A 26,426-nucleotide genomic window follows, 5' to 3' on the forward strand; every position below is an offset into this window, starting at 1 on the left:
AGATGTCTGCAAAATCGTGGAAATTAATTATTGTAGGTTTACTCATTATTGTATTCTTAATTGCTACTTTGCCTTATCAATTTCAGCATGCATGGCAATCAGGATATACGTATGCACTTGTACCAAACCAGCCTATTCAGTCTACAATGCTTCAAACATCTCTTAATGAGGCCAAGCCCTCACTGGACACTCTTAATTATGAAAGCAACCAGCCAAGTATGCCGGCAGTGAAGCTAAGTGAGCGCGTCGTCGAATATAACATTCAAGTTAGTCTCCGTGAAGAAGAACATATATTAGATGGTGAGGAGTTAATTACTTGGACCAATCCAGGCAAAGAAAACGTCACTGAAATGTATGTTCATCTGTATGCTAATGCATTCAAATCAGCAGATAGTACATTCATGAAAGAGTCGGGTGGACAACTTAGAGGAGATAAAGCTTCCAACAAGAGCGAAGGCTCAATACGCTTGCTTGATCTTGAAACACTTGAAGGTGAAAATATGCTGCCCCGAGTGAAGTTCATTTCCCCGGATGATCAGAACAACGATGATTATACGGTTGCGACATTTCGCCTAATCGAGCCAGTAGCACCCGGGGAGTCTGTTACGCTCCGTGTCAAATTTGAAGTTACACTACCTCAAGTGTTTGCAAGAATGGGTTATTTCGAGGATTTTGTAATGGCTGGTCAATGGTTTCCCAAAATTGCCGCTTATGAAACGGTAGGTACGCGAAATGTAACCAAAGAAGGCTGGAATATTCATCAGTATCATGGAAATTCCGAATTTTACAGTGACTTCGCCGTTTACAGCGTTAAAGTGTATGCACCTGAAAACTATGTCGTTGCAGGTACAGGTGTGCAAACAAAAGCCGCCAATATTGGACAAGGTCGAAAAATGGTACAATTTTATGCTGAAGATGTTCATGATTTTGCATTTGCATTATCGCCTAATTTCATTACGCATGAGTCCTCATTCTCTCATGAAGGCGTACCTGGTGTGAAGATTAAGCTCTATCTAGACCCTGCTCATGAACAATTGGCTGAACGTTATATCCATGCAGCGAAGTCCGCGCTAGCCTATCTCGGTAAAAATTACGGTGCCTACCCTTATAGCACGCTGTCTATCGTTGTACCGCCGGCAGGTGCGAGTGGTGCAGGGGGAATGGAATATCCGACATTCGTTACGACTTTGGCAGCTGATTCAGCAAGCCCTAAGTATGAGCTTGAACGAACAGTCATTCACGAAATTAGCCATCAATATTGGTACGGCATGGTTGCTAACAATGAATTTGAAGAAGCTTGGTTAGATGAAGCATTCACCTCCTATTCTGAAGAAAAAATTATTGAGGACGCATATGGTGTTACAAGTAATCATCGTCTCGAAGCAAGCTTTATGACGGACCCCGCACCTCTCCAATTCGATGCGTGGCTCTATAATAATCACAACCATTACGCCGAAAATGTATACTTACGCGGCAAGCTTGTCTTACTTGATATTGAAGATGTTGTTGGGCGAGATACGATGAGCAAAATTATGCGCTCCTATTTCCAGACCTATAAGTTCAAGCATCCAACTACCCAGCATTTCCAACGTATTGTCGAGAACGTTACGAAGCAGTCATGGCAAGCTTATTTTGATAAGTTTGTATATGGCAACGAGAATGCCGATCTTGCTATCCAAAATATTGAAAGTCGAAAATTCCAAGAACAAGATAAAACAATCTATGAGTATACGATACTATTGGATCAAAATAGTGGGATCGCGCGCAGCATCCCCATCGATCTCGTATTCGAGGATGGTTCGACCGTTAGAAAGCAATGGGATCTAAGTGATGAAGCAAAGCTACATTTTGTGGAACGTTCTGAGGTGCCGATTAGCTGGATCAAAATCGATCCCGAACAAAACAATAAGCTTGATTACCATCTGAATAATAACTTTATGCGGGTGGAATTGCCGAATAACGAGTTGAAACGAGTCAATATTGTTACGGTATCGATAATTGATTATGTACTACGATTATTAAGCTGGTAAGAAGGTGGTTCAAAAAGCCCACTTTTTGAACCTTCATTATAAGAAAAGTTTAAGGAGGAACATAGCTATGAGATATTTTTTACGACAAGGCTGGCATATCGCCAAAGGACATACGAAAATCGTAATCATTTTGTTCATCTATCAAGCGATTTGGGGCTTTCTACTTTACAAAATTATCGATGATATTATCGCCCCCCTACTTAAGCGATATCCTGAGCTTACTGGAAGTGCAGATACTGTCGCTTTATTCTGGATTGAACATCAATTTCAAATATTGAAAACAGATATATGGATGCCTTATCTCTATACATTTCTTATTCTACTGCTTATTCGGATGATCATTACGCCATTGCTACAAGCTGGACTATTCTACTCAATCCATCAGCATTCAGAAGCTGGCAAGGGGACATACTTCCGCAGGGGAATTGCAGCGAAGTGGAAAAAGGTAACGCTATTGTACTGGTGTAAAAACATTCTTATATTTGTCCCATTGATCTGGATTGTAAAGCCCGTCATCCACTCGATTACTGCAAATCAATCGATTACTGCGATATTCAAAATATTCGATTGGACATTATTCACTTATATTGTGTGGGCCCTTATCGTTCAACTACTATTCTATGTGCTACAGCTTGGCGCTGCTTGGGAGATGAGTACAGCTGCTATACTACGTCAAACACTAGTCCATCTCTTGCCCTTCATCGTAGTATCCCTTATCATTGCATTCATCTATTCCTTATTCAGCGTAAGTATTCACGCATTATCTATCATATGGGTTAGTTTTCTTAGCTTCTTACTTTATCAAATCTTGCCACTCATTCGTATGTTATTCAAGGTTTGGATGATCTCGTCTCAGTATGAAAGTATCCGTGAAAATAAAAGATGAATTGAACTAAGAGCGTAGAAACCTATATAGGTCTCTACGCTCTTAGTATTGCTTGATGCTAGTAACTTACTATATGTGAAGATTATAAACGATTAAGAATGCTGCGGGATAAAACTTGAAATATCTACATTCAAGCCTTCAGCTAATTTCTGCCCAAGTGTTGCATCACCGCGATAGAAGTTACATACCGCGCGTAGTTGAATGTCTTTATTCACTTGAGATAGATCATTGATTAAGTTAGCAAGTAGATTCGCTTGCTCCTCGGCCGTCCAAGAACGATACGTTTCACCAGCCTGCGTGAAATTATCTTGCTTATCAATTTTCTGACGACCAGCGTAGCCATGAATTGGTGAATACGACTCTTGGAACTGTTCCGGAGCTTCTTTCGGCTCGTCAGGACTACTATTAGGCTCATAGTTATACGATGAAGGATTTGCCGTCATCGTCATTGCACCATCACGCTGCTGATTGCGAACGGCAGCATAAGGACAGTTTACTGGAATATGAGTGTAATTCGCACCAAGACGGTAACGCTGCGCATCTGGATAAGAGAATAGACGTCCTTGCAATAATTTATCCTCCGATGGCTCAATACCAGGAACTAGAACACTTGGAGAAAATGCCACTTGTTCTACCTCTGCAAAGTAGTTAATCGGATTACGGTTCAGTGTCATCGTACCAATCGTTTGGAATGGATACATATCTTCAGGCCATATTTTCGTTGCGTCTAGTGGGTCGAAGCTATAACGATCAATATGCTCATAAGGCATTAATTGCACTTGTAATTCCCAACCTGGGAAGTTGCCATTATCAATATTATCGAACAGATCACGAGTGGCATGGTTGAAATCTTTACCTTGTTGTTCTGCCGATTCAGCAGCTGTAAAGTTACGAGTACCTTGCTTAGATAACCATTTGTATTTGATATAAGTGATTTTACCTTCCGCATTGATCCACTTGAACGCGTGAACACTAAAGCCATCCATTTCACGATAGCTAGCTGGCGTGCCATGATCTGATAGTAACCAAGTCATCATATGCGTAGATTCAGGAGTTAGCGTCATGAAATCCCAATAGCGTGATGGATGTTGAATATTAGTAATTGGATCTGGCTTAAGTGAATGAACCATATCCGGGAATTTAATCGCATCACGAATAAAGAATACTGGGATATGATTACCTACAAGATCGTAGTTGCCTTCTTCTGTATAGAACTTCGTTGAGAAGCCTCGAGGATCACGCGCAGTTTCTGGAGAGCCTTGACCGTGAATGACCGTTGAGAAGCGAACAAACACCGGTGTCTCTTGACCTTCCGTTTGTAGAAACTGTGCTTTTGTAAATTCGCTCATGTTTTTTGCTGTGATGAATACGCCATGTGCACCTGCACCACGGGCATGTACAACACGCTCCGGAATACGCTCACGATCAAAGTGAGCTAGCTTTTCAATAAGATTATAGTCTTCCATTAAAACTGGTCCACGTTGTCCAGCTGTACGTGAGGTTTGGTTGTCTGTAACTGGTGCACCTTGATTCGTCGTTAATATATTCATTCGTTCATACACCTCTTATTTAGTATTTAGACTTAATCTAAGTCCTAATATCTATATAATACAGAAGTGTTGAACTCATGTCATGAATTTTTGATGAAGAAATTATACATCAGCTAGACGATAGCCAACGCCCCGAACGGTTGCGATATACTTTGGATCTACGGCACTATCCTCAAGTTTCTTTCGCAAGCTTTTGATATGAACATCGACAACATTACTGCCCGCATAGAACTGTAGACCCCAGATAACATCAAGTAATAGTTCTCTTGTCTGAACAGCTCCATCTGAAGCCAAAAAATGTAACAATAGATCATACTCCGTTTTGGTCAACTCTACGCGTTCATTGTCCTTCGTTACAATCATTTTCCGTGTATTCACTTTCAAATTTTTAAATAGCACGTGATCATTGAACTTCGCGAATTGTGATTGACTCTCAAGCAAACGCTGAATCCGCTCTAACGCTTGCTCTACTGATGAAGGCCAGATCATGATTTCTGCACCAGCTAATTCTAATTGCTCTTTGCGCTCATAGGTTTGCTCATCCATCAGGATAACTAATGAAATATGATAACTAGAGACATTACCGAGTAAAGTATGGCCTTTCTCTAGTACATCTGTATATGAAGCTGTAGCCACCGTTGGCAACGCATCATAGATAACCAATTCCGGCTTCAGAGACGATAGTACCTCTTCATTGAATTCATGCAATGAAAATACATCAAAGCATGCCATCGATAGTGAAACAAATAATTGTTTCACTCGTTCTGGTAACGGGCTAATTATCATAACTCGTTTCGTTAGCGTACATAATAGCTGGTCCTCGGTTGACTCTATTGTTTGGTCGTGCATTGATCGCACATCCCTTCCATAACGATATGAGGTTGATCGATACTATACTTTGTCTGCTCAGCTATTCGGGCTAACCATTCTTGTGGAATGTCTACTAGAACTTCCTCAACTTTACCGCATACTGTACAAACGATATGTTGATGCTCCTCCGTCCTTGCATCATATCGACTAACCGCTTCACCCAGCTTCAATTCCCTTATCAGCTCCACATCTGCTAGATAGCGTAAAGAGTTATAAACCGTACCGTATGCAAAGCTAAATCCCTTCTCACGCAATCGCTGTATAATATCTGCTGCTGTTGGATGATCTTCAGCCTCTTTTACTACTTCCAAAATTGCTCTACGTTGTACTGTTAAGTTAATTTTCTGTACCATGACCTAACCGCCTTTGTCTAATATTAGATTTAGTATAAATCTAATATTAGACATCGTCAATGTTCCCCCTTCCCCACCATAGCTATACTCTAACTAGCTCGGTATGCTTATTCATAGCACAAAAAAGCAATCTACAACTTCACCATGAAGTCGTAGATTGCTTTTATAAATGTGTAATCACAAACGCTGAAACGAAACCCAGCAACGTGTACGTTATTGGTACACGCGGACCGGACTTCCCAAGTTCGCTTCATATTCGATGCCGAATAACCTACGATGCCAATCATCGTTATCAAAGTCCGATTTTTGAACTACCTCTAAAGGATAGGACTTAATAGTCGTGATATCGATTCCTTAATCCGACTAAACCATGAACGTTTTGAATATTCATCTATGGTTAGCAAATGACAATTTGCTATATCCTCAATAAATATCTCTTCTAGTGTTGTCGATACTTCTTGGTTATAGATGAAAGCATTCATCTCGAAGTTAAGCTTGAAACTCCGTATATCCAAATTCGCTGTACCTACTGATGCCACTTTACCATCGACAACAAGCGTCTTCGCATGGAGAAACCCTGCATCATACATATAAACTTTAATGCCACATGATAATAGTTCATCCAAGTATGATTGGGTAGCCCAATAGACAAAGAAATGATCCGCCTTATTCGGCAACATAATTCTCACATCCATACCCGAAAGTGCTGCAGTTCGCAATGCATTCAATAGGCTACTATCTGGCACAAAGTAAGGTGTTTGTAAAAATACTGATTTCCTAGCAGCATAGATCATTTTAATGTAGGAGTTTTTGATCTCTTGATATTCTGAATCAGGACCACTAGCAACAATTTGCATGCCGATCGGATTGCTATCCTTTTGGATCATCGATGGGAAATACGTCTCATTAAAACTAATCTTTAACGAGGATGCTATATTCCAATCAATCATAAATTGAGCCTGCATCTGTAGAACTGCTGCCCCCCGAATACGTAAATGGGTGTCTCGCCACTTGCCGAAGTGCTTATTCAGACCCAAATACTCGTCTCCGATATTAAAACCACCGATATAGCCAATCTGTCCGTCGACAACAACTAATTTACGATGATTACGGAAATTAATCTTAAAGTTAATGTACGGTATACGAGATGGGAAAAACGCCTCTTCCTTCCCTCCTGCCGCACGAAACTCTTTGAAAAACTTGCGGGGAAGATTCGGACTGCCAATATGATCATATAGGAAGCGAATCTGCACTCCTTCCGCTGCCTTAGCTGTTAAAGCTTTCATAAGACGACGTCCAAGTTCATCATCACGTACAATGTAATAGACAAGATGAATATGATGCTTCGCTGCTTTAATATCCGCGATAAGCGCATCGAACTTCTCATTACCATCCGTATAAATATCTACCGTGTTCTGCGTAGTAAATAACGAAAGTCCTGTTGTGAGGTTCATCGAAATAAGATCAGAATATTCGTCAACCTCAGGACCAGCAAACTCAAGATCTCCGCTTTGCAGCTGACGACGCTGTTCAACGACTAAATCATTAATCATACTTGGATTAATGCCGAGTAGCTTCGCTAATTTACGTTTTTTGAACTTTTGACCTAATACAAGATACATCACGAATCCAAGAACTGGAATGAAAAATAGAACCATCATCCATGCCCATGTTGAGCTTACATTTCTACGTTCCAGAAAAATTATTGCAATGGCAAGAAATATATTAAGAATAGTAATAATAAAGTAGATGTTTTGAACAATATCCATTGCCTGTCATCCCCTTTGCGGTTGCTCTAATTATTTCTTTGTTGGAACAACCTTATAATACTCTTCAAGCGTAAGTCCTTCAGATTCTATTTCCTTAGCTATTTCTACACCGACAAAGCGTAGATGCCATGGCTCGTATTTATAGCCGGTAATATCTTCTTTACCTTCTGGATAGCGGATGATAAAGCCATACTCAGCTGCGTTGTTAGCAAGCCATATCGCTTCAACCGTCCCTGCAAAGCAGTCTTCAGCTGCGCATTTGCCAGTACTACCTGATATATCAATGGCAAGACCTGTCTCATGCTCACTTGTTCCCGGTTCTGCACTATACGTTTTAGCTTTCTCATAACCGTCACGTTCTACATATCGATTGAATAATGCCTTTTGTGTTTCATGCGAACGATAAGCAGACACTCCCGCCAAATAGATACCGTCCACTTCAGCCGCTGCAAACATCTCTTCAAGGGCAGTAGCTGCAGCTTGGCGCATCTTCCGCTTATCGATCTTTTCATTAAATGTGAAGCGCACATCGGGATATACTAGGTCTTTCGGCGAATAATCTTCGGGTAGTTTATAGTTGGGATTGACCATTACCGCTACACTTTCAGAATCTGTATTTACCCCTGCCGTTGGATGTTCTGTTTCTGTTGGTTCCGATGTGGGTACTGGTGTTTCTGTCGGTTTCGATGTTGGCGATGGTGTCGGTTCTTCTTGCTCACTACCATTACCAATTATATTTCCATTATTACTTGAAACATTATCATCGTCTTGTTCGTTATTAGTAGAGGGGTCATCATTAGATAGATTATCCTCTGACTTCGTTCCATCAGCTAGCTCATTCGTTTGTCCATTTTTATCGGAAATTAAAAATATAACAATAGTAATCATTGCAGCACATGTGAGTAGAAATAAAAATAATTTGAAAACTTTCAAAATTTTGCCTCCTTGAGTAGTTGTATGATTTCTCGCGATTAACGATGATATCATACCATTCATTATAGTTATTTCGCCTATTACGACGTATTTATTGCTAATTTGGCGAATTGACAGTTTTTCGTTTTTTGACAATGATACGTCCTACAAGCATAATAAGTAAGTATTATACCATTAAATGAAGTTCAGATGAATATATCTTATATGAAAGATTGTAACATACTTTGTATCAACTCAAGCTTTAGCTCAAGTCAATCAGGTTACAGCTGTAAGTAATAGTGTATTCTCAATAACAGATTATTATTTCATACTCATCTTTATCGATAAGGTCATCTTCATCAGTTCTAACTCACCATTAACTTCACATAAATGTATAGATGTAATATGAAAGGTAGGATGAATTGTGTTAAACGATAATAAATTCCTTTTTGGTACACGCCCTATATTTTTCTTTTCTTTCCTTATGCTACTAAAAAGCGCAATAGCTTGGATGGTTGTTTTTGAAGGTGGGATGTCTTGGACACTTGTACTTAGAGAATTACCATTCGTACTCATTGTTTTTAGTCTAATCGAATGCCTCGCTAAGAAACGAAAGTTGCTATATTACTGGATAGCAGACTTAATAATGACTTCAATATTATTCGCGGTTATTATGTATTATAAGTACTATGGCGTCATTGTCACTTACTTTGCACTAGCACAAGTAAACCAAGTTACTGCTGTTAAAAACAGTGTATTTTCATTGATGGACCCTTATTTCTTATTAATCTACATTGATGTTGTTATTTTGGCTTATTTCCTGTTCAAGAAGAAAAGTGTACCTACTTGGAAGGAGAAGATTAATAGACCAAGCAGCAGAAAGATTGCTTTACCCCTGCTGATCGTTTCACTAGTTATTTGCCTATTCAACGTTGTTCCTAACCGTGCAAGTATGAATGAGCTTGTAAAGGCTGAACAAATGGGCATATTAAATTATGAAGCCTATATGATTCTTTCCAAGAAAACGACAGATTATGTTGAACCCGAGCATATAACGCAAGAGGCGATTAATAAGATTAAAAACATTACACCTGTATCTGAGCCATTACAATATGGTACTGCCGCAGGTAAAAACGTCATTATTATACAAATGGAATCATTCCAAAATTTCTTAGTTAATTTGAATATTGATGGTCAAGAGATTACACCTAATTTCAATAAATTAGTGAAGGAAAACTATTACTTTGATAAGTTCTATCAGCAGGTTGGTCAAGGAAATACATCGGATGCAGAATATGTAGTGAACTCCTCACTTTATATACCAGCTCGTGGTGCTGCGACTCAGATGTATGCTGATCGTGAATTGCCGAGCTTACCAAAATTGTTAGAGCAGCATAATTATGATACAGCTACTTTCCATACGAATGTCGTAGAGTTTTGGAATCGTGGCGAGTTATATGACTCACTAGGCTTTAATCATTATTATGATTATAAATATTTTGGTGATGAGGATACGATATTCTTTGGCGCTTCTGATAGCGTACTATATCGTAAAACATTAGATAAGCTTATCGAGATGGATGCTGCTGAAAACCCGTTTTATGCGCAAATCATTTCGATGACAGCACATCATCCTTATACTTTACCTGAAGATAAACAATTAATTACTTTGCCAGAGCGTTATACCAAAACTTTAGTTGGTGATTATATTGTTGCTCAAAACTACGCCGATCATGCACTTGGATTATTCATTCAAGACTTGAAAGATAAAGGAATTTGGGATGATAGCTTAATTGTTATGTATGGTGACCATCTTGGCTTACCTATCTATTCTCTTAATAGTCATGAGCTTGGGCTAATGAATGAAATTTACGGTCGTGATTATGCTTACACCGATATGATTAATGTTCCATTAGTTATCATTAATGAAGGTGTATCTACTGGAGAAACATTATCACAGATAGGCGGTCAAGTAGACGTTATGCCGACGATTGCCAATTTACTTGGTATTAGTATGGATTCGCAAATTCATTTCGGCCAAGATATCTTTAATCAATCTGAAAATATCCTTCCACAACGTTATTATCTACCTACCGGTTCCTTCCTAACAAGCGAAGAACTTTTCTTATCTGGTAGCGGCTACGATGATGGGCGCCATTATTCCTTATCTGGTCATAATGTAGATAATGGTCAAGCAACAGAAGCAGACTTCCAAAGTGCACTTGAACTATTGCAGCTTTCCGATAGCTTTGTGAATAGCTTACCGTTGAAAAAGTCTGCAGTAGCAGATGACAAATAACTTAATCCTTTCAAATTTCTAATCAAAGTAAGAGTCTAGTAGCTCGTCAACATACTCAAAGTGATGACAAGAGACAACATTCGATAATATAAAAGGCATATGACGCAAAGGTTCAAACTTTGCATCATATGCCTTTTTTTCTCGTACTATTGATTATCGTAATAATCTTGCTTTGGTATTGCTACGCCGCAAGTGGAGAATGAAGCACAAACGAGCGGACACACAGGACGCTAATTAGCTAAAAACCAACACTTTAGGATGTAAGAGGACTCACAGGACCCTATTGGTAGTTTAATACTGAACATTCACTAGCAAACGAGTGTTTAAGATCCTGTGAGTCCGCGTAAACTCGAAATGAGCAGAGAACTAATTGCTAGTGGTATGCGTTCGTTTTTGTCCTCGGATTTATACCGCTATTACCTTTAAGATAAATCCGAGGACAACGGCGATTGGAACAATAATTTGTTTTCGGAGCGGCCTTCGATTGGAACAGTGTTTTTTTCTTGGAGTGGTCTTCGATTAGAGCAGCAATTGGTTCTCGGAGCGAGCCCCAACTTATTTATTCATGTCGTTCGTAATACAATTGCTCCTGTAGCATAAATGATTGGACAGCTTGTTCTGAGTTGAATAAGGAATAGGCAAGCATTAGCTTCGTTAGTGCTGCCTCGGTACTCATCCCCTCAATAATGACAGCTCCCGCTTCAACAAGCTTCGCTGTAGATGCATACTGTGCCTCAGCAGATGACTTTACAGGGCAAAGGTAGACAGTAATGTTCTCTTGCTTACAACGCTTAATGAATTGCGGCAACGAATATGGTCCATCTATTAATGCACATGCAGTACCTGAATGATACAGATCATGAAGTATGGCAGTCGGACGACGCTCAGCTGCCCACGAATACATGTCATAGTTGAGACTAGGATATGGCTTTATATATACAATATCTGTGTCTAGCTTATCTAATTGCTGCAACGCACCCGTGTACTTATGCGTTGTTGGTCTAACATTAGCTACTGTAAGTCTGCTAGAAACTGCAGCTCGTTGTACAACTCCATCTACTAATTGACCTAGCACCAGATCGTATGGACTGCGAAATTGATCGGTAAACGTTTCACATTGCATAATTCTAGAGCCTAGATAAAGTATACTTTCACTACGGTCGTTTTCATATACGACAAACACCCCTGCCGTTGATCCCTCTTCAATCCACCGCACAGCATTGTAGAAATTACGCAGCCCATTGGCACGCTCATCCTGCAGATGATAATTACTCGCAATCATAATCAGTGGAACAGGTATATCGCTAAGCAAGTAGCTTAACATCGTAGCAGAATACGCTAGTGTATCCGAGCCATGTGTTAATATTATGGCATCTATAGATGAATAATCGATTGCACGTAGCTCGCTAGCCAGCTCAAGCCATTGCTCTGCCACTAGATTTTCACTTAAAATATTCAATGGCTGCATCGTATCAAAATTAGATGATGATGTATACTGTTGTTGAAATAGATCGATAATCATATAAGAACCCGCACTATTTACATCAACGCTGTTACCTTGCTTCATACTGCCAATCGTTCCACCTGTAAATACAACCATAATTTTTTTCATTATATATCCCTCTTTACTATGAACAAATAATTATTACCATATATTATTATTATCTACAACACAAAGAATAATATGCCAACATAATGGTAGCATATCTAACCCATATTACAAAGGTTATCCACTCGAAAGCAGAGTAAGTCAAAAAGACTTCATCTCCATTTGTTAGAGCAATCCAACAAAAGTAGATGAAGCCGTATAAAGATCATTCCTGCTTCTTGTCATAACAATCGAAGCAAATCAATGATTTGTCCTCTAATATTACGCCATTAATAAATCCATAATTGAAAATATAGTTTCTTGTACACAGTTGATTGATATTTACGCACTGATTATGGTTTTAAGCCTATACTTATGCGATCAACAGTAATTAGATCGCTACAGCAGTGCCTCCAGCTTGCAACTGGTACATAAGATAGTACTTACCTTGCTGTTCCATTAGAACGTCATGATTACCTTGCTCTACAATAACGCCTCGATCAAGGACTAGAATCTGATCCGCCGCACGAATTGTTGATAAGCGATGGGCAATGACGAACGTCGTCCTGCCACGCTTCAATACATCTAATGCCGCTTGAATAACAGCTTCCGTCTCGGTATCAATACTAGCTGTTGCTTCATCGAGAATGAGTATAGCCGGATCGTAAGCTAACGCTCTTGCAAACGAGATAAGCTGTCTTTGACCAGCAGACAATGTACTTCCTTTCTCAACAACCAACGCATCGATCCCTTTAGGTAATTGCATAAACATCTCATAAGCGCCAACTTCCTTCAGTGCTTGCTCAATACGCTCTCTTGAAATATGCGGATTGTCTAAGCTGACATTGGTTGCGATCGTACCTGTGAATAAAAATGGATCCTGCAATACAATACCCATATGCTCACGTATTTGCTGCTTAGAATATCGCTGAATATCCACTCCATCAATCGAGATATGCCCCTGCTCCACATCATAGAAACGAAATAATAGATTCAATATCGAACTCTTACCTGACCCTGTATGACCGACCAAAGCAACCGTCTCTCCTTGCTTCGCTTCAAAATCGATATCCTTCAAAACGTATTCATCTTCCTTATACGCAAATGTTACATGATTAAACTTCACATTTCCGCGATAACGAGTCATTTGCTCCTTATCCACTTCGATACCTGGCTCATCCATTAGCTTGAATACTCTTTCGGCTGATACTCTCGCTACTTCGAGATTCGATAATTGATTGACAATACCAACAATCGGATTAAACATACGATTCAGATAATCAATATAAGCAAACAATAAACCTACAGTAATCGCTGCCCCTAATTGACCCCTCCAGAACATCATAATAATAACGATACAGATAATGTTACGAAACACATTTAATAAATTATGGGACGTTAATGAATTTAAGCTAAGCATTTTTTTCTGATATTTGAAATAATAGCTATTCAACTCATCAAATTCCTGCTCCATCGCTTTCTCTTTGCGGAATGCTTGAATAATCGACATCCCTTGAATTGATTCATTAATGTTGCCATTGATCTCACTTAACTTAGCACGCAATACGCGGTTGTAGCGCGCTGCGAATTTACGATACACATAGATCCAAGCAAATAATGCTGGAATTAACGGTAATGTTACAAGTCCAAGTGTCGGATTCAATATGAATATCGAAATATAGATAGCAGTAATATAAATAAATCCTGTACTGAAGTTAGCGATAACACCGACATATAACTCGCGAATCGCTTCAGTATCATTCGTTACTCGCGAAACAATTTGCCCTGCTGACAAATGATCGTAATACTTTACAGGTAATCGCTGTGTATGAGCAAATACGTCATTACGTAGCTTTTGGACAATTTTATTCGCTGCCGTTTGTAGCATAATGCGCTGGAAATAGACAAAAATGGCCGACAGAATTAACAATGCGCAATAGAATGCGGACAGCTTAATAATATAAGGAATTTCATATTTATAAAATTGATAAACTTCTTCCTTCGTTAATAATACCTTTTCTTGCTCAGAAGCTCCTTCTTCTAATAAATAGAACGTTAATCCCTTCTGTTCAAATGTAATCGAGCCATATGTCGGTTGATCGGTAACTCGATCTCCACGCAGCAAAAACTTTTGTTGATAGTTGGTAGCCTCCGGTGTCCCTTCATCTACGTAGTACCATGTTTGATTAATGCCTGTAATATGATTATCGATCATTTTCTTGGCAATAATCGGTCCGACAACTTCTGCACTAACAGCAATAATAAGAAATATTAGTGCAATAATAATATTGTTTTTATAAAGCATCCCGTATTGAAATAATCGTTTACCTGTCGAGACTGTGTTCGTCGTTTCTTGCATATCGATGTTCTCCTGCTCTATATTGTTGCTCATCTACTTCATTCACCTCTCTTACTGCTACGAGCTTAGCTCTAGTTCAATTTGTTGGCGATCATATTGTTCTTTGTACCAGCCTTCACGTGCTAATAGCTGCTCATGCGTTCCCTGTTCAATAACAGCACCTTCATCGAGCACAATAATCCAATCCGCATGTTGAACTGCCGATAGACGATGCGTCGTAATAATGGTTGTTTTCTGTCGACGTTCAAGCTTGATGCCATCAATAATTTCCATCTCCGTTTTTGCATCGACCGCAGATAAAGCATCATCAAGCATTAGAATTTCCGGATTAGCAATCAGCGCACGCGCGATACTTACGCGTTGCTTCTGCCCGCCAGATAAGGCAACTCCACGCTCTCCTACCATCGTATCTAGTCCATCAGGTAAGAAATGAATATCTTTGGCAAATGATGCTCGCTCTAGCGCATGCTGAAGCTGATCCTCCGTTGCATGCTCATCCCCGAATAGAATATTATCGCGAATGGAGCGCGAGAATAAAATAGGCTGCTGTGGCACATACCCCATATAGCTAAGTGCATCCTCCAGCGAAAGATCATCAAGCTGATGATCGCCTAGCTTCACCTGACCTGAGCCTAGAGGATATTCTCTTAGTAGTTGTTTCAATATCGTTGTTTTACCGCTACCCGTTTTACCGACAATTCCTAATGTTTGCCCTTGCTTAATTGATATATTGAGCTGGCTAAGATTGATCTTATCAGAGCTTGGATATTGGAATTGATAATCTTCGAATTGTACATTAGACGGCGCATGATCTTTCGCTGTCTTTGCCTTATTCGCTACATCCGCCTTATATCCTAACGTTTCAGATACACGATCCAATGAAGCATTACCACGCTGCATAATGTTAATCAATTCGCCCATCGCGATCATTGGCCAGATCAGCATACCTAGAAACATATTGAACGTCACTAGCTCACCAAGTGTCAATTCGCTATTGAATACGAGATATGCACCATAGCCAACACCAATTAAGTAACTGAATCCAACTAATATTTTCATCGTTGGCTCAAATAAAGCTTCGATTCTTACGACAGCCAAATTACGCTGCAATACTTCTAATGTTTTTTTGCGGAACTTCTCTTTGCTTGCTTCTTCTTGCACGAAAGCTCGAATAACACGCACACCTGAAACAGTTTCCAGTACATCATCATTCAATTCACCGAACGAATCCTGTGCAGCCATAAAGCGTTGGTGAATAATTTTACCAAAAATAGATAATGCAATCGCAATAAGTGGCATTGGCAGCAATGCCGCTAACGTTAACTTCCAGCTAATCATGATACTCATTACCGCTACAATACAAATCATAAAAATAGTAGAATCAAACAGCGTTAATATACCAAATCCCGCTGTGTTAGATACCGCGCCGAGATCATTCGTCGCTCTCGCCATCAGATCTCCGGTACGGTTACGTTCGTAAAATGTCGGTTTCATTCGTAGAAAATGTCCCATTAGTTTCGCACGCAAAATTCGCTCTAGGACAAAGGAAGCCCCAAATAATTTGTTAAACCAAACATACGTGATCGCATAGCTGACGATCGTAATGACAACCCAAAATACAATCATCAGCTGAAACTCTCGACTAGAAAATAATTGTTGATTAATACCATCGATTACTCTGCCGATTAACAACGGTGGGATCATATCAAGAATTCCCGTTATAAATAGTAGCCCGATAGCGAGCGTATATCTTTTCCATTCTAATTTGAAAAACCAACCTAGCTTTGTCAGTACACTTAACATCGTGTATATACAACCCCTCATATGCAGTTTTGTTACATAATAGGCACAAAAAAGCATGCCTAGCTCGCAGGCATGCTTTTTCATCATAGTAAGTTCGCGCGTAAAGTACGCAATACAATCACTTACTTCTATGCTAATGAAAAGGCGCATGACTACGATTCGTAATCATACGCCGTAAAGTGCTAATTAAAGTTAGCTCTATGGGCGCGGATTACGATATCCTCATTGTGAATACTGAATGTAGTAAATGTAATTCTCATGATACGTAACCCCCTTTCCATTTTTTAGAATATGTTTACACAATATCATTGTAAAAACCTAGTTGTCAATTCTTTTTTTTTCGGAAAGCCACAATTGTTGTATGCGCTTCACTCCGTAATTGAACACAATTCTAAATTATGCAGTCATTGATAATATTATGATAGTAATTTGTAATTGTGCCCCACGCACATAATTACACAAATAACCGCTCTATCATCGATGATAGAGCGGTTATTTTATATGTTATTCAACTAGATGAAGGTATTTATTATGAACGAAAATTATGCTTTTTGCACTTCAAATTCAATGTTGATTTTAATATCGTCGCCGATTAGTACTCCGCCAGTTTCTAGAGCAGCATTGTATGTCAAGCCGTAGTCGCTACGTTTCAATGAACCTGTTGCACTAAATCCTGCTTTTTCATTACCCCAAGGGTCAGTAGAAGCTCCTTCAAACGTTACTTTGAATGTTTCTTCCTTCGTTACACCGTGAAGCGTTACGTTACCTACTACTGTGTAATCATCAGATTTCGTAGCTGTAATCGAAGTCGCTACGAATTTCAAACTTGGGCTGTTCTCTACATCAAAGAAATCAGCAGATTTCAAGTGGTTATCACGATCTTCATTACGTGTATCTACACTTGCTAAGTCGATATTCACTTCAATTGTTGCTGATGATAGATCGTTAAGATCAGCTTCGATGTTTGCATCGAAAGTATGGAATAAACCTCTAACCTTTGCAATCATAAGATGCTTAACTGAAAATTCAATCAAACTGTGTGATACGTCCAATGCCCATTTAGATGTTGTCATAATAAATACCTCCGTTAATATAAATATTATATTTACTTACTTTAGTAAAGCTTATAATTTTATAATAATCCTTATTCACACAATTGTCAATACTTTTTTTATGCTTATGTTTGCATGGTTTTTTTCTCTCAATGACATTATAATTGCCCTTTTCATTCCGCCATGTAGCGGCGCATAATAAGTATTTCACCCTTGTTGCCTCACTCATAGCTACTACTTACTCGTTCTTGCCTCATCAATCGCGAATTGAATTTCCTGAAGCGTATTTTCGATTGATTCGTCCAACAAATATCTGTTAACACTTTCTTGAATTTTCACTTGCAAAGATTCTGTTGAAACGGTATGTGGCCAATATAATACGGCATCTTCACGAGTTACGATCTTGGAAATTCTTGCGGAAACCTCACTAGATATACTAGCATTTGCAACCGATGGCACTGCAAAAGCTCCCTCTGCTAGCTTTTCTTGAGTTATACGACTATTCATAAAGGCAACAAACTTCCTTGCTTCTTCTGGGTACTCCGTCTTTGCGTTAATAACGCGGTACGTACCAATGTTAATATTAGGTACGGTTCGATCCTCTCCTGGAACCATCATAAAATCAATATCATAATCAGGATTACGTTCCATCAAACTAGTAATACTCCATGTGCCTGTAATAATCATAGCTGCTTGACCTTGACCTACAAGGTCCTTTGCTTGCTCATGCTTAAGACCTTCCCAATTTTCTGGAACAAAGCCGCGCTCAATAATTTCTCTGTTTTTTTCAATTGCATCAACAAAGATCGGATCAGCTATGGATACCTCGCCATTTTCTAGTTTCTTTGTCCAATTTCCATCTGCCCCATTGTTAGACATGATTGATCCCCAGAAAAATTGATTGGTAGACCATTCTGCGTCAGTTGCAATAGGTATAATACCTTTTGATTTTAGCGTTTCGCATAATGTAATAAATTCCGACCATGTCGTTGGTACATCCAGATCATACTGTTCAAACATCGTACGATTATATAGCAAACCATCACTATGCATGACCTCTGGCGCACCATACACTTTACCGTCTATCGTAACTGGCGTAAGGGTATGTGGCAAAAATTGTTGTAGAAACTCTGTATCCGTTAAATTCAAATAGACATTTGGATTAAGTTTACGAAATTCTTCAAATAAGCTTGGAGACCATGCATCAAATACATCAAGCTTCTCTCCACCCAGTAATCTAATCTTTATACTCGCAGTATAATTAGCATTTTGAATAAAATCAGCTTTTATTTTAATACCTGGATTTTGCATTTCGAATTCACTAATGGCATCATAATATACTTTACTTGCTTGGGCTGAATCAAGTAGATAGCTTCCATAATACAATATAATGGGCTCATCCTTCTGCACGCCCTCACGCTCATATTCATCTTCTATATCTCCGCAAGCAACTAGTAACAACATAAGCACAAGTGTTAGTAACTTCATCTTTCGCCAACTCAGCATTCTAATCACCATTTTCCATTTATGTCCAGTTTATTCTATCATAATGGATTAACATTAAAAAACATAGCATATTACCGATAATTTGAAGACTTAACAAAAACGAATTTAATATAATCGAGAAAGAGCACATATTTTCATATGCGCTTCTTCTTAAGTTGCACTTTCCAATATCGTTTAACCATCATAGTTCGCTATTGGTATTAGCTTTAAGGTGATATAAAGCAGAAGAGAAGTCGCCTCCACCAGAACTTAAATCTGACAATCGTATAACAAGACCTGCCTGTATTAATTCATCACCATAATGCTGCTGTTCTAACTGTCCGTTAATCATGTAGCTCTCGTCTAACTTAAGCCCTGCAAGCTTTAATCGTCTCCAGCCACGATTAGCAACATTCAGTATTTGATAGAAACCAACAAGCGCCTCTTGACCACATTCAGAAACGACCATCCAAGCTGCTGAATTTCCTTCAAACGGACTAGATAGTCTGTAGAATATTCCATGTTGAATTAATTGTCGATGCTGCTTAGCATATATTACTTGAGAACGTACTTTCTCCTGTTCTTCCACAGAAAGCTCATTCAAATCTAATTCATATCCAAAGGCGCCAAAGTAAGCTGTATTGGCTCTCGTCTCCAATGAAGTCATTCTACCTACCTGTTGGTTAGGAACTTCGGACACATGCGCTCCCATACTACTAATTGGGTATACAAGGGATGTGCCATACTGTATTTTCAGTCGTTCAACCGCATCTGTATTATCGCTTGTCCATGCTTGTGGCGCATAATAGAGCATTCCTGGATCGAATCTAGCGCCGCCGCTTGAGCATGATTCAAATAAGATATGCGGAAATTCCGTAGTTAATCGCTCGTAAAGCTGGTACACGCCTAATATATAGGAGTGGAATACTTTTCCTTGATCAGCCGCTGATTTCATAATGGAATAACATTCTGTAATATATCTATTCATATCCCATTTGACATAAGAAATTGCTGCTTCACGTAAAATGTTAGACATCATCTTATAAATGTATTCGACAACCTCAGGGCGCGAATAATCGAGTACATATTGATTGCGCGAAGGTGACGGATGGCGACCCGGTGTATGAATAATCCAATCTGGATGTGCACGGAATAATTCACTATCCTTATTGACCATCTCAGGCTCAAACCATAGCCCAAATTTCATACCTAATTGTTCTATTTTGCGAGAGAGTCCTGTAATCCCATTCGGTAGCTTATCTGCATTGACAAACCAATCTCCAAGTCCTGTGCGATCATCGTTTCGCGCTCCAAACCATCCATCATCCAGTACAAATAGTTCAATACCAAGATTTTGTGCAGTTTGTGCAAACTTAATAATTTGATCTTCATCAAAGTGGAACGACGTAGATTCCCAATTATTAATAAGAATAGGTCGAACACGATCGCGCCAAGAACCACGGGCCAATCTCGTGCGATACAGTTGATGATAGGTTTGACTTAGCTGATTCAGTCCATCTGTAGCATAGGCGATAACTAGCTCGGGCGTCTGAAAGCTTTCCCCTTCTGCAAGCGGCCATTCAAAATGATCAGGATGAATCCCCATGATTACACGAGTCGTATCATGTGTATCAACCTCAACCTGTGCTAGAAAGTTACCACTGTAGACCAAGCTGAAACCAATTGATTCTCCCGAAAATTCCGTTGTATTAGGACGCTTCAAGGCAATAAACGGATTAAATTCCGCACTACTCGTTCCTTTAAGACTATAGATACTTTGCAGCCCATGCTCCAATTTACGATTTTTGATATGGCGCTCACGGCTCCAGGCTCCTGTTAACTGAACCATCTCATAATCATAATCTGGAAGATCAAGACAAGCACTAAGTGCGCACGTCAATACAAGCTGTTGCTTCCCTTTATTCATAAATCTGACATTACGAGCTATAACTGCTGATTGTGCAAAAATAGTATAGCTTAACACTAATTTTGCTTCAATTACCGCATCATACATCGTAACTTCAAGCGTCTGTGCTTCATCTGGTGCATCGACATACGTTGCAGGCAAGCCGTCAAGCTTACTTTTTCCATCATAAATGATATGTGATTGATACTTAAAATCAGTAATTGTACTTCCATTATCCTGCTTCACTTCAAAAGCAGGCTGACGGAAATCAGTAGTACCATACGCCGGATATTCCTGCCTCGTATGATTCAAAGAGAAATGATAATCGTCGTCGAATACATAAGCGGCTAATGAACGTAATCCGCCTTCGAACAGATGTCCAAAGGAAGCACGATCACGTATAGACTTTCCGAAGTAAAGTTGACCTAGCTGATCATTATCCAGCACATGAAATACATAGCTAATATGATCATTAGTTAGATGAAATTGACGTGATGCTTCATGATATATAATTGGCATAGTGTCCTCCTAAAACTTTTTGTTAACTTCCTGTAAACAAAAAGTAGCTTCGAAAGCATAAACCTAACTTTTGGTTAACTTCCTGAATTGAGTACAATTCATTTACAGCTTACCGCCTGACGTTGCAATCCCTTCAATAAATTGCTTCTGGAAGATCATATAAATAATAAGCATAGGCCAGATTGCAATAACAGATGCAGCCATTAATTCCGGGTAATTTACAGAATAGGCACTTTGAATTTTAGCAAGTGCTGATGATAATGTTGCCGCATTAGAGCTTGTATTCACGATCATTGGCCACATCAAATCTTTGAAGGCAAATAATGCTGTAAAAATACTAAGTGCTACTAGCCCAGAACGCGCAAGCGGCAGCATAACCTTCAAGAAGGTTTGACCAATATTACAGCCATCAAGTTTTGCTGCTTCTTCTAGCTCCTTAGGTAATCCCATAAAGAATTGACGTAGTAAGAATGTACCGAACGCACTAACGATACCAGGGAATAGCAGTGCAAAGATTGTATTTCGCATCCCCATTGCATCTACCATAAGATATTGCGGAATAATGAATATTTGCGTTGGAACCATCATCTGAAATAGAACAAGTCCGAAGAAAAAGTTCCTTCCCGGGAAGTTAAGTCTAGCAAATGCATAAGCCGCCATCGCACTAAAGAGGACGGCAGTAAACACTCGTAGTGCCATCATTGAAAACGTATTGAAATATAAACGAAGGAAATTATTTTGTGCAATGACTTCATAATAGTTTTCAAACTTCCAAACGGATGGAAGGATAACAAACGGATTCAACGAAGTCGATTCTGCCACTGTTTTAAAGGAGGTTAACACCATCCATATAAATGGTAAAATCATTGCGCAAGCACCTACGATTAAAACAACTTGTATTATGATCTTAGACAATCTATTACTAGCAACCATCTTGATGCACCTCCTACATGTAATTTACCCATTTTTTCTGTGCTTTCATTTGAATAACTGTAATAATCATAATGATAGCAAGTAGCAGCATGACGATCGCTGATCCATAGCCTTTATCCGAATACTTAAATGAATTATTATAGAATAAATACACAAGTGATACCGTTCGCTCATATGCGGGATTAGTAATTTCAATCATCATGTAGATGACATCAAATACTTGCATCGCCTGAATAATTGATGTAACTAACACAAAGAATAACGTCGGTGTGACTAATGGCAATGTAATCGTAAAGAATTGTCTCACCCGACTCGCGCCATCAATATCAGATGCCTCGTAATAGTCTTTCGGAATCTCCTGCAGACCTGCTAAGAAAAGCACCATATTATAACCTATAACACTCCATATTCCGATGATTGCAATAGATATTAACGCTACATTCGGATTCGTAATCCAATCAACTTTTGAAAGTCCGAGTTTAGTTAGTGCAACATTGATTAATCCGAAGTTAGAGTTGTACAGCCATTTCCATACCATCGTAACGGCAGCCGGTGCTGCGATCATAGGGATAAAATAAATTGTGCGAAACACTGATTTGCCCTTAACTTTTCCATTGAGTAATACTGCAATGAATAAGGCAATCACAATACTAATAGGCACGACAAGCATTGCATGAAGCAATGTATTGCCAACTGCATGCCATACTTGAGGATCAGCAAACAACTTTTTATAATTATCCAAGCCGACAAAAATATTACCTTTGCCGAAATCACCGCTCTTGAAAAAGCTCAGATAGAGCGATTGAATGATTGGAATAATATTCAACACAATAAGTCCGATAATCGTTGGAGCTATGAGAAACCAGCCCCATTTCCACTCGTTTAACGTACTTCGGGAAACCTTCAGTTTCTTAGTCGTGCTCATATTTATCCACTCCTATTGAATTACGGCAACCCGTTAAGGTTGCCGTAATTTACCATTAATTACCTATTCCCTTTATTCCGATGCTAAGCTTTCGTTCATAATTGCTGCTGCATTTTTGGCAGCCTCTTCAACAGAAATTGCTCCTGTAAATGCTGGATTCAATGCTTCATACGCTTTATCTTCCCAAACTGCTGTTGTATTGGAATATGGTCTAATTACTGCATAGTCAACCATATCCACGTATGCTTTAATATTGAATGTTGTGTTAGAAGTTAACCATTGGTCAGCAGCACCTTCGTATGCAGAAATCGCAATACCAAGTTCAGCCTGTCTGAATTGACCATCTTTTGAGCTCAAATATTCTACGAATTTCCAAGCTTCTACTTGATGATCAGAGCTGTTTGCAATCGCATGACCAAGACCATTAAAGATTGATGCTTGATTAGCTTGTTTTGGAAGTACTGCTACATCAAAGTTTTGTGCGATAAATTCGTTAGCTGTAAAGCCAGATAGGTTCCAAGAACCGAAGTAACCCATAGCTACAAGTCCATTTTGCAATGCTTCTGCACGCTCGCCGTCACCATAGATTTCTGGAGACAGACCATCACGTATAAATTTCGTATAGAACTCTAAAGCTTCAATTGTTTTCGGATCATCATAACCAGATTTTTTGTCATCCGTAATGATCGTTCCACCATTTTGATATACGAAGTTATAGTAACCTTCTTGATTGTGAAGCGGATTCAAGATACCGTACTTCCCATCCTTTGTTAACACTTTAGCCGCATTGTATAGATCGTCCCAAGTCCAAGTATCGTCTGGATAAGATAATTGTGCTTCGTCGAATAGTGTTTTGTTGTACCATAATCCAATCGTGTCATAATCTTTAGGTACAGCATATTGCTTACCTTCATGGTTATAAATTTGAACGAGACCTTCTGGGAATTTATTAATTTCCACAGAACTACTAGCTGCAATTTTATCTGTTAGATCTAGTAGCATACCGTTAGATGCATATCTGTAGATCTCGTTAGAGTGCATCCAGAATACATCTGGAAGAGAACCACCTGTTGCACCCGCTTCTAGCATTGTCCAATATTCAGCCCAGCCCGTTACTTCTACATTTACTTTAATTCCTGGATTAGCTGCCTCGAATTCATCAGCAATCGTTTGAAGTCCTTTTGCTTGATTAGAATCCCATACTGCATAAGTCAACGTCACATCTTTTCCAGCTGGTTTGTCGTTAGTCGTTGCGCCTGATCCATCAGTCGCAGGTGTATTTGTGCTGTTTCCACCATTTGCATTATTCACTGTTTTACCAGAGCACGCTGTTGCTAGCACTACTACAACTAGAAGCAGCGTTAATAATAATGGCAATGTTCTTTTTTTCATATTCCATATCCCCCTAAAGCTATAGTTTATTTCCTTACAAACCCATCTTAATAAATTTGGCTAATAACCAAAATCAATAATCTTTACCGTAACCACTTCTTTTTTTACCTCTTCAGACGCACAAAAAAAGCACATGGATTCCCATGTACTTTCTTTACTTTTCCAATCATTTTTTTGACTTCTTCTGTTTCATTACTCTAAATTCCGAAACTCCTCTGGCGTAAACCCCGTCATTTTTTTAAATATTTTACTAAAATATGCCGTGTTAGGGTAGCCGACCTGACTTGCAACCTCATAAATCCTCATATGCTTACTACGCAATAGTCTTTGTGCTTTTTCAATTCTTACCCGCGTCAAAAAACTGACGAACGTCTCTCCTGTTTCCCGCTTGAATACTCGACTAAGATAAGATGGATTAACACTAATTAGATTGGCAACAGATTGTAATGAAATATCTTCTGCATGGTGTTCTATAATGATGAGGCGTGCTTGTTCTCCATAGCTATGCATGCCCAGTTGCTGTTCCGAATTATGTTGCTGGCAATGCTGCAAGAAACCAACCGTAACAGCATGAATTCCTTCTAGCTTTTCTTCCTTCATCATCTGTTCGTACGGCGTTAGACCCTCTATAAGCAAATCAGGCACGATAGGGAAGCAAGAGGAAATAAGTGAAATCATTCTAATATACGCTTTTCTCACGCCTTGCTCAGAAATCCCTTCCTCATACAATCGTTTTTTCAGCTTTGCTAGAAATTCAGTCCCTACAGCCTCTTGATCTTCGACGATCTGCCGAAACGCTGTTTCCTCATCTAAGGTTAAAGAAAAGCTTTCACACCTACGTTCCATGCACATACCCAAAGAGTCCACATACTGCACATCGTTATTCGTTTCAAAAAAATGTTGCTCCATAGCAGTATCCGCTTCACGATAAGCTGCCCTCAATCCTATAAAACCATTGGCAAGACTACTTACACCTATAGATATTCCAATGTTCAAAAAGTCCTTCATCGTCATTTCAACTTTTTCAAATAAAGAATTGAGTTGTTGTCTTGGGATTTGTTCTAGCATGTCATCGATATTCATAATTAACAAATATTCTGATGAAGTCTCCACAATAATTTCCTTCTGCCATTTACGGGGAATAATTTCCTCCATAATATTCATAACGGCATAGCGAAGTAGCTTCTCATCCTGCTCAACATATTTTTGTCTAATGCTTTCAAAATCATTGATGCGCAGCTTCACCAATACTAGCTTTCCTTGCTTTACACCAATTTGAAGCGTCTCAATACGTTCAAGCATTTCTTCTTCGCTTCGAAAGCCACTAAACAGATCTTTGAATAGCGTTTCCTTCAAGTATGAAATACTATCTTTATATTGCTCTTTAAGCATGATATTGCCACCTTGTATGGCGCGCTGACGAGCATTATGCTTCACTACTTCTAACACTTCTAATAACTGCTGTTGTTTCAAATCACTTTTGATGAGATAATCAACAGCTCCTAGCCGCAATGCTTCTTTCGCATATTGAAATTCATCCATACAGCTAAGAATGATAAACTGACAATCTACTTTATCATGAAGCATTTCTCTAATTAAGGTGAGTCCATCCATGATCGGCATCTTAATATCTGTAATGATAAGATCTGGCTTAAGCCTTAGTGCCATATCAAGTGCTTCCTTGCCATTTGCCGCTTCGCCAACAATTTGACAGCCATGCTCTTCCCAATTAATCATCGATTTCAGACCAATTCGCATAAGAAGCTCATCATCGGCAATTATGATATTCATCATA

General features: G+C 39.1%; 18 protein-coding genes. 3 read left to right on the forward strand and 15 right to left on the reverse strand.

What is annotated here, in order from left to right; translation table 11 throughout:
• Nucleotides 1-2 precede the first annotated feature (2 nt).
• Both AC1TO5_RS15220 and AC1TO5_RS15225 read left to right on the forward strand, forming a co-directional pair.
• A complete protein-coding gene (locus AC1TO5_RS15220; RefSeq protein WP_482063686.1) occupies nt 3-2,030 on the forward strand; it encodes a M1 family metallopeptidase in 2,028 nt (675 codons plus the stop codon).
• 67 nt (nt 2,031-2,097) lie between these two features.
• The gene (locus AC1TO5_RS15225; protein WP_482063687.1) at nt 2,098-2,916 is read left to right on the forward strand and encodes a hypothetical protein; all 819 of its coding nucleotides are present in this window, start codon (nt 2,098-2,100) and stop codon (nt 2,914-2,916) included.
• Nucleotides 2,917-3,008: 92 nt separating this feature from the next.
• On the opposite strand, the gene AC1TO5_RS15230 is transcribed toward AC1TO5_RS15225, so the two are convergent.
• The 5 genes from AC1TO5_RS15230 to AC1TO5_RS15250 form a co-directional block, all read right to left on the reverse strand.
• Nucleotides 3,009-4,466, reverse strand: coding sequence for a catalase (locus AC1TO5_RS15230; RefSeq protein ID WP_482063688.1), 1,458 nt, complete (start codon nt 4,464-4,466; stop codon nt 3,009-3,011).
• 102 nt (nt 4,467-4,568) lie between these two features.
• Nucleotides 4,569-5,315 carry a winged helix-turn-helix domain-containing protein gene (locus tag AC1TO5_RS15235; protein ID WP_482063689.1) on the reverse strand — a complete coding sequence of 249 codons (747 nt, stop codon included), beginning with the start codon at nt 5,313-5,315 and terminating at the stop codon, nt 4,569-4,571.
• On the reverse strand, nt 5,297-5,689 hold the full coding sequence (locus tag AC1TO5_RS15240) for a Fur family transcriptional regulator (protein WP_482063690.1): 393 nt from the start codon (nt 5,687-5,689) through the stop codon (nt 5,297-5,299). The genes AC1TO5_RS15235 and AC1TO5_RS15240 overlap by 19 nt, the downstream gene beginning before the upstream one ends.
• A gap of 317 nt (nt 5,690-6,006) precedes the next feature.
• Entirely contained in the window at nt 6,007-7,458 is a 1,452-nt protein-coding gene (gene cls, locus AC1TO5_RS15245; protein WP_482063691.1) for a cardiolipin synthase, read from the reverse strand.
• A 30-nt stretch (nt 7,459-7,488) separates the two neighbouring features.
• Nucleotides 7,489-8,391 (reverse strand): M15 family metallopeptidase, encoded by a 903-nt coding sequence (locus AC1TO5_RS15250; protein ID WP_482063692.1) that lies wholly within the window; start codon nt 8,389-8,391, stop codon nt 7,489-7,491.
• A 463-nt stretch (nt 8,392-8,854) separates the two neighbouring features.
• On the opposite strand from AC1TO5_RS15250, the gene AC1TO5_RS15255 reads away from it, so the two are divergent.
• Nucleotides 8,855-10,669: an LTA synthase family protein gene (locus AC1TO5_RS15255; protein WP_482063970.1), complete on the forward strand. Its 1,815-nt coding sequence runs from the start codon at nt 8,855-8,857 to the stop codon at nt 10,667-10,669.
• Nucleotides 10,670-11,228: 559 nt separating this feature from the next.
• Here AC1TO5_RS15255 and AC1TO5_RS15260 read toward each other — a convergent pair.
• The 10 genes from AC1TO5_RS15260 to AC1TO5_RS15305 form a co-directional block, all read right to left on the reverse strand.
• Entirely contained in the window at nt 11,229-12,281 is a 1,053-nt protein-coding gene (locus tag AC1TO5_RS15260) for an asparaginase (RefSeq protein ID WP_482063693.1), read from the reverse strand.
• Between the two features lie 367 nt (nt 12,282-12,648).
• Nucleotides 12,649-14,649 (reverse strand): ABC transporter ATP-binding protein, encoded by a 2,001-nt coding sequence (locus tag AC1TO5_RS15265; protein WP_482063694.1) that lies wholly within the window; start codon nt 14,647-14,649, stop codon nt 12,649-12,651.
• A 24-nt stretch (nt 14,650-14,673) separates the two neighbouring features.
• Nucleotides 14,674-16,419: an ABC transporter ATP-binding protein gene (locus AC1TO5_RS15270; protein WP_482063695.1), complete on the reverse strand. Its 1,746-nt coding sequence runs from the start codon at nt 16,417-16,419 to the stop codon at nt 14,674-14,676.
• A gap of 542 nt (nt 16,420-16,961) precedes the next feature.
• The gene (locus AC1TO5_RS15275; RefSeq protein ID WP_482063696.1) at nt 16,962-17,492 is read right to left on the reverse strand and encodes a YceI family protein; all 531 of its coding nucleotides are present in this window, start codon (nt 17,490-17,492) and stop codon (nt 16,962-16,964) included.
• Nucleotides 17,493-17,705: 213 nt separating this feature from the next.
• Complete coding sequence (locus tag AC1TO5_RS15280) at nt 17,706-18,959, reverse strand: ABC transporter substrate-binding protein (RefSeq protein WP_482063697.1); 1,254 nt, start codon at nt 18,957-18,959, stop codon at nt 17,706-17,708.
• A gap of 199 nt (nt 18,960-19,158) precedes the next feature.
• Nucleotides 19,159-21,381 (reverse strand): alpha-galactosidase, encoded by a 2,223-nt coding sequence (locus tag AC1TO5_RS15285; protein WP_482063698.1) that lies wholly within the window; start codon nt 21,379-21,381, stop codon nt 19,159-19,161.
• A gap of 102 nt (nt 21,382-21,483) precedes the next feature.
• Entirely contained in the window at nt 21,484-22,314 is an 831-nt protein-coding gene (locus AC1TO5_RS15290; RefSeq protein WP_482063699.1) for a carbohydrate ABC transporter permease, read from the reverse strand.
• 13 nt (nt 22,315-22,327) lie between these two features.
• Nucleotides 22,328-23,239, reverse strand: a complete 912-nt coding sequence (locus AC1TO5_RS15295) for a carbohydrate ABC transporter permease (protein WP_482063700.1) — start codon at nt 23,237-23,239, stop codon at nt 22,328-22,330.
• A gap of 72 nt (nt 23,240-23,311) precedes the next feature.
• Nucleotides 23,312-24,631, reverse strand: coding sequence for an ABC transporter substrate-binding protein (locus AC1TO5_RS15300; protein ID WP_482063701.1), 1,320 nt, complete (start codon nt 24,629-24,631; stop codon nt 23,312-23,314).
• A gap of 192 nt (nt 24,632-24,823) precedes the next feature.
• Nucleotides 24,824-26,425 carry a response regulator gene (locus AC1TO5_RS15305; RefSeq protein ID WP_482063702.1) on the reverse strand — a complete coding sequence of 534 codons (1,602 nt, stop codon included), beginning with the start codon at nt 26,423-26,425 and terminating at the stop codon, nt 24,824-24,826.
• Between the last annotated feature and the right edge of the window lies 1 nt (nt 26,426).

This window comes from Paenibacillus sp. Y930, assembly GCF_056786375.1.

What these genes read in the sequence shown, in the direction of transcription:
- AC1TO5_RS15220 (WP_482063686.1), top strand. Translation starts at nt 3, where the DNA reads ATGTCTGCAAAATCGTGGAAATTAATTATTGTAGGTTTACTCATTATT.
- AC1TO5_RS15225 (WP_482063687.1), top strand. Translation starts at nt 2,098, where the DNA reads ATGAGATATTTTTTACGACAAGGCTGGCATATCGCCAAAGGACATACG.
- AC1TO5_RS15230 (WP_482063688.1), bottom strand. Translation starts at nt 4,466, where the DNA reads ATGAATATATTAACGACGAATCAAGGTGCACCAGTTACAGACAACCAA.
- AC1TO5_RS15235 (WP_482063689.1), bottom strand. Translation starts at nt 5,315, where the DNA reads ATGCACGACCAAACAATAGAGTCAACCGAGGACCAGCTATTATGTACG.
- AC1TO5_RS15240 (WP_482063690.1), bottom strand. Translation starts at nt 5,689, where the DNA reads ATGGTACAGAAAATTAACTTAACAGTACAACGTAGAGCAATTTTGGAA.
- cls (WP_482063691.1), bottom strand. Translation starts at nt 7,458, where the DNA reads ATGGATATTGTTCAAAACATCTACTTTATTATTACTATTCTTAATATA.
- AC1TO5_RS15255 (WP_482063970.1), top strand. Translation starts at nt 8,855, where the DNA reads ATGCTACTAAAAAGCGCAATAGCTTGGATGGTTGTTTTTGAAGGTGGG.
- AC1TO5_RS15260 (WP_482063693.1), bottom strand. Translation starts at nt 12,281, where the DNA reads ATGAAAAAAATTATGGTTGTATTTACAGGTGGAACGATTGGCAGTATG.
- AC1TO5_RS15265 (WP_482063694.1), bottom strand. Translation starts at nt 14,649, where the DNA reads ATGAGCAACAATATAGAGCAGGAGAACATCGATATGCAAGAAACGACG.
- AC1TO5_RS15270 (WP_482063695.1), bottom strand. Translation starts at nt 16,419, where the DNA reads ATGTTAAGTGTACTGACAAAGCTAGGTTGGTTTTTCAAATTAGAATGG.
- AC1TO5_RS15275 (WP_482063696.1), bottom strand. Translation starts at nt 17,492, where the DNA reads ATGACAACATCTAAATGGGCATTGGACGTATCACACAGTTTGATTGAA.
- AC1TO5_RS15280 (WP_482063697.1), bottom strand. Translation starts at nt 18,959, where the DNA reads ATGAAGTTACTAACACTTGTGCTTATGTTGTTACTAGTTGCTTGCGGA.
- AC1TO5_RS15285 (WP_482063698.1), bottom strand. Translation starts at nt 21,381, where the DNA reads ATGCCAATTATATATCATGAAGCATCACGTCAATTTCATCTAACTAAT.
- AC1TO5_RS15290 (WP_482063699.1), bottom strand. Translation starts at nt 22,314, where the DNA reads ATGGTTGCTAGTAATAGATTGTCTAAGATCATAATACAAGTTGTTTTA.
- AC1TO5_RS15295 (WP_482063700.1), bottom strand. Translation starts at nt 23,239, where the DNA reads ATGAGCACGACTAAGAAACTGAAGGTTTCCCGAAGTACGTTAAACGAG.
- AC1TO5_RS15300 (WP_482063701.1), bottom strand. Translation starts at nt 24,631, where the DNA reads ATGAAAAAAAGAACATTGCCATTATTATTAACGCTGCTTCTAGTTGTA.
- AC1TO5_RS15305 (WP_482063702.1), bottom strand. Translation starts at nt 26,425, where the DNA reads ATGATGAATATCATAATTGCCGATGATGAGCTTCTTATGCGAATTGGT.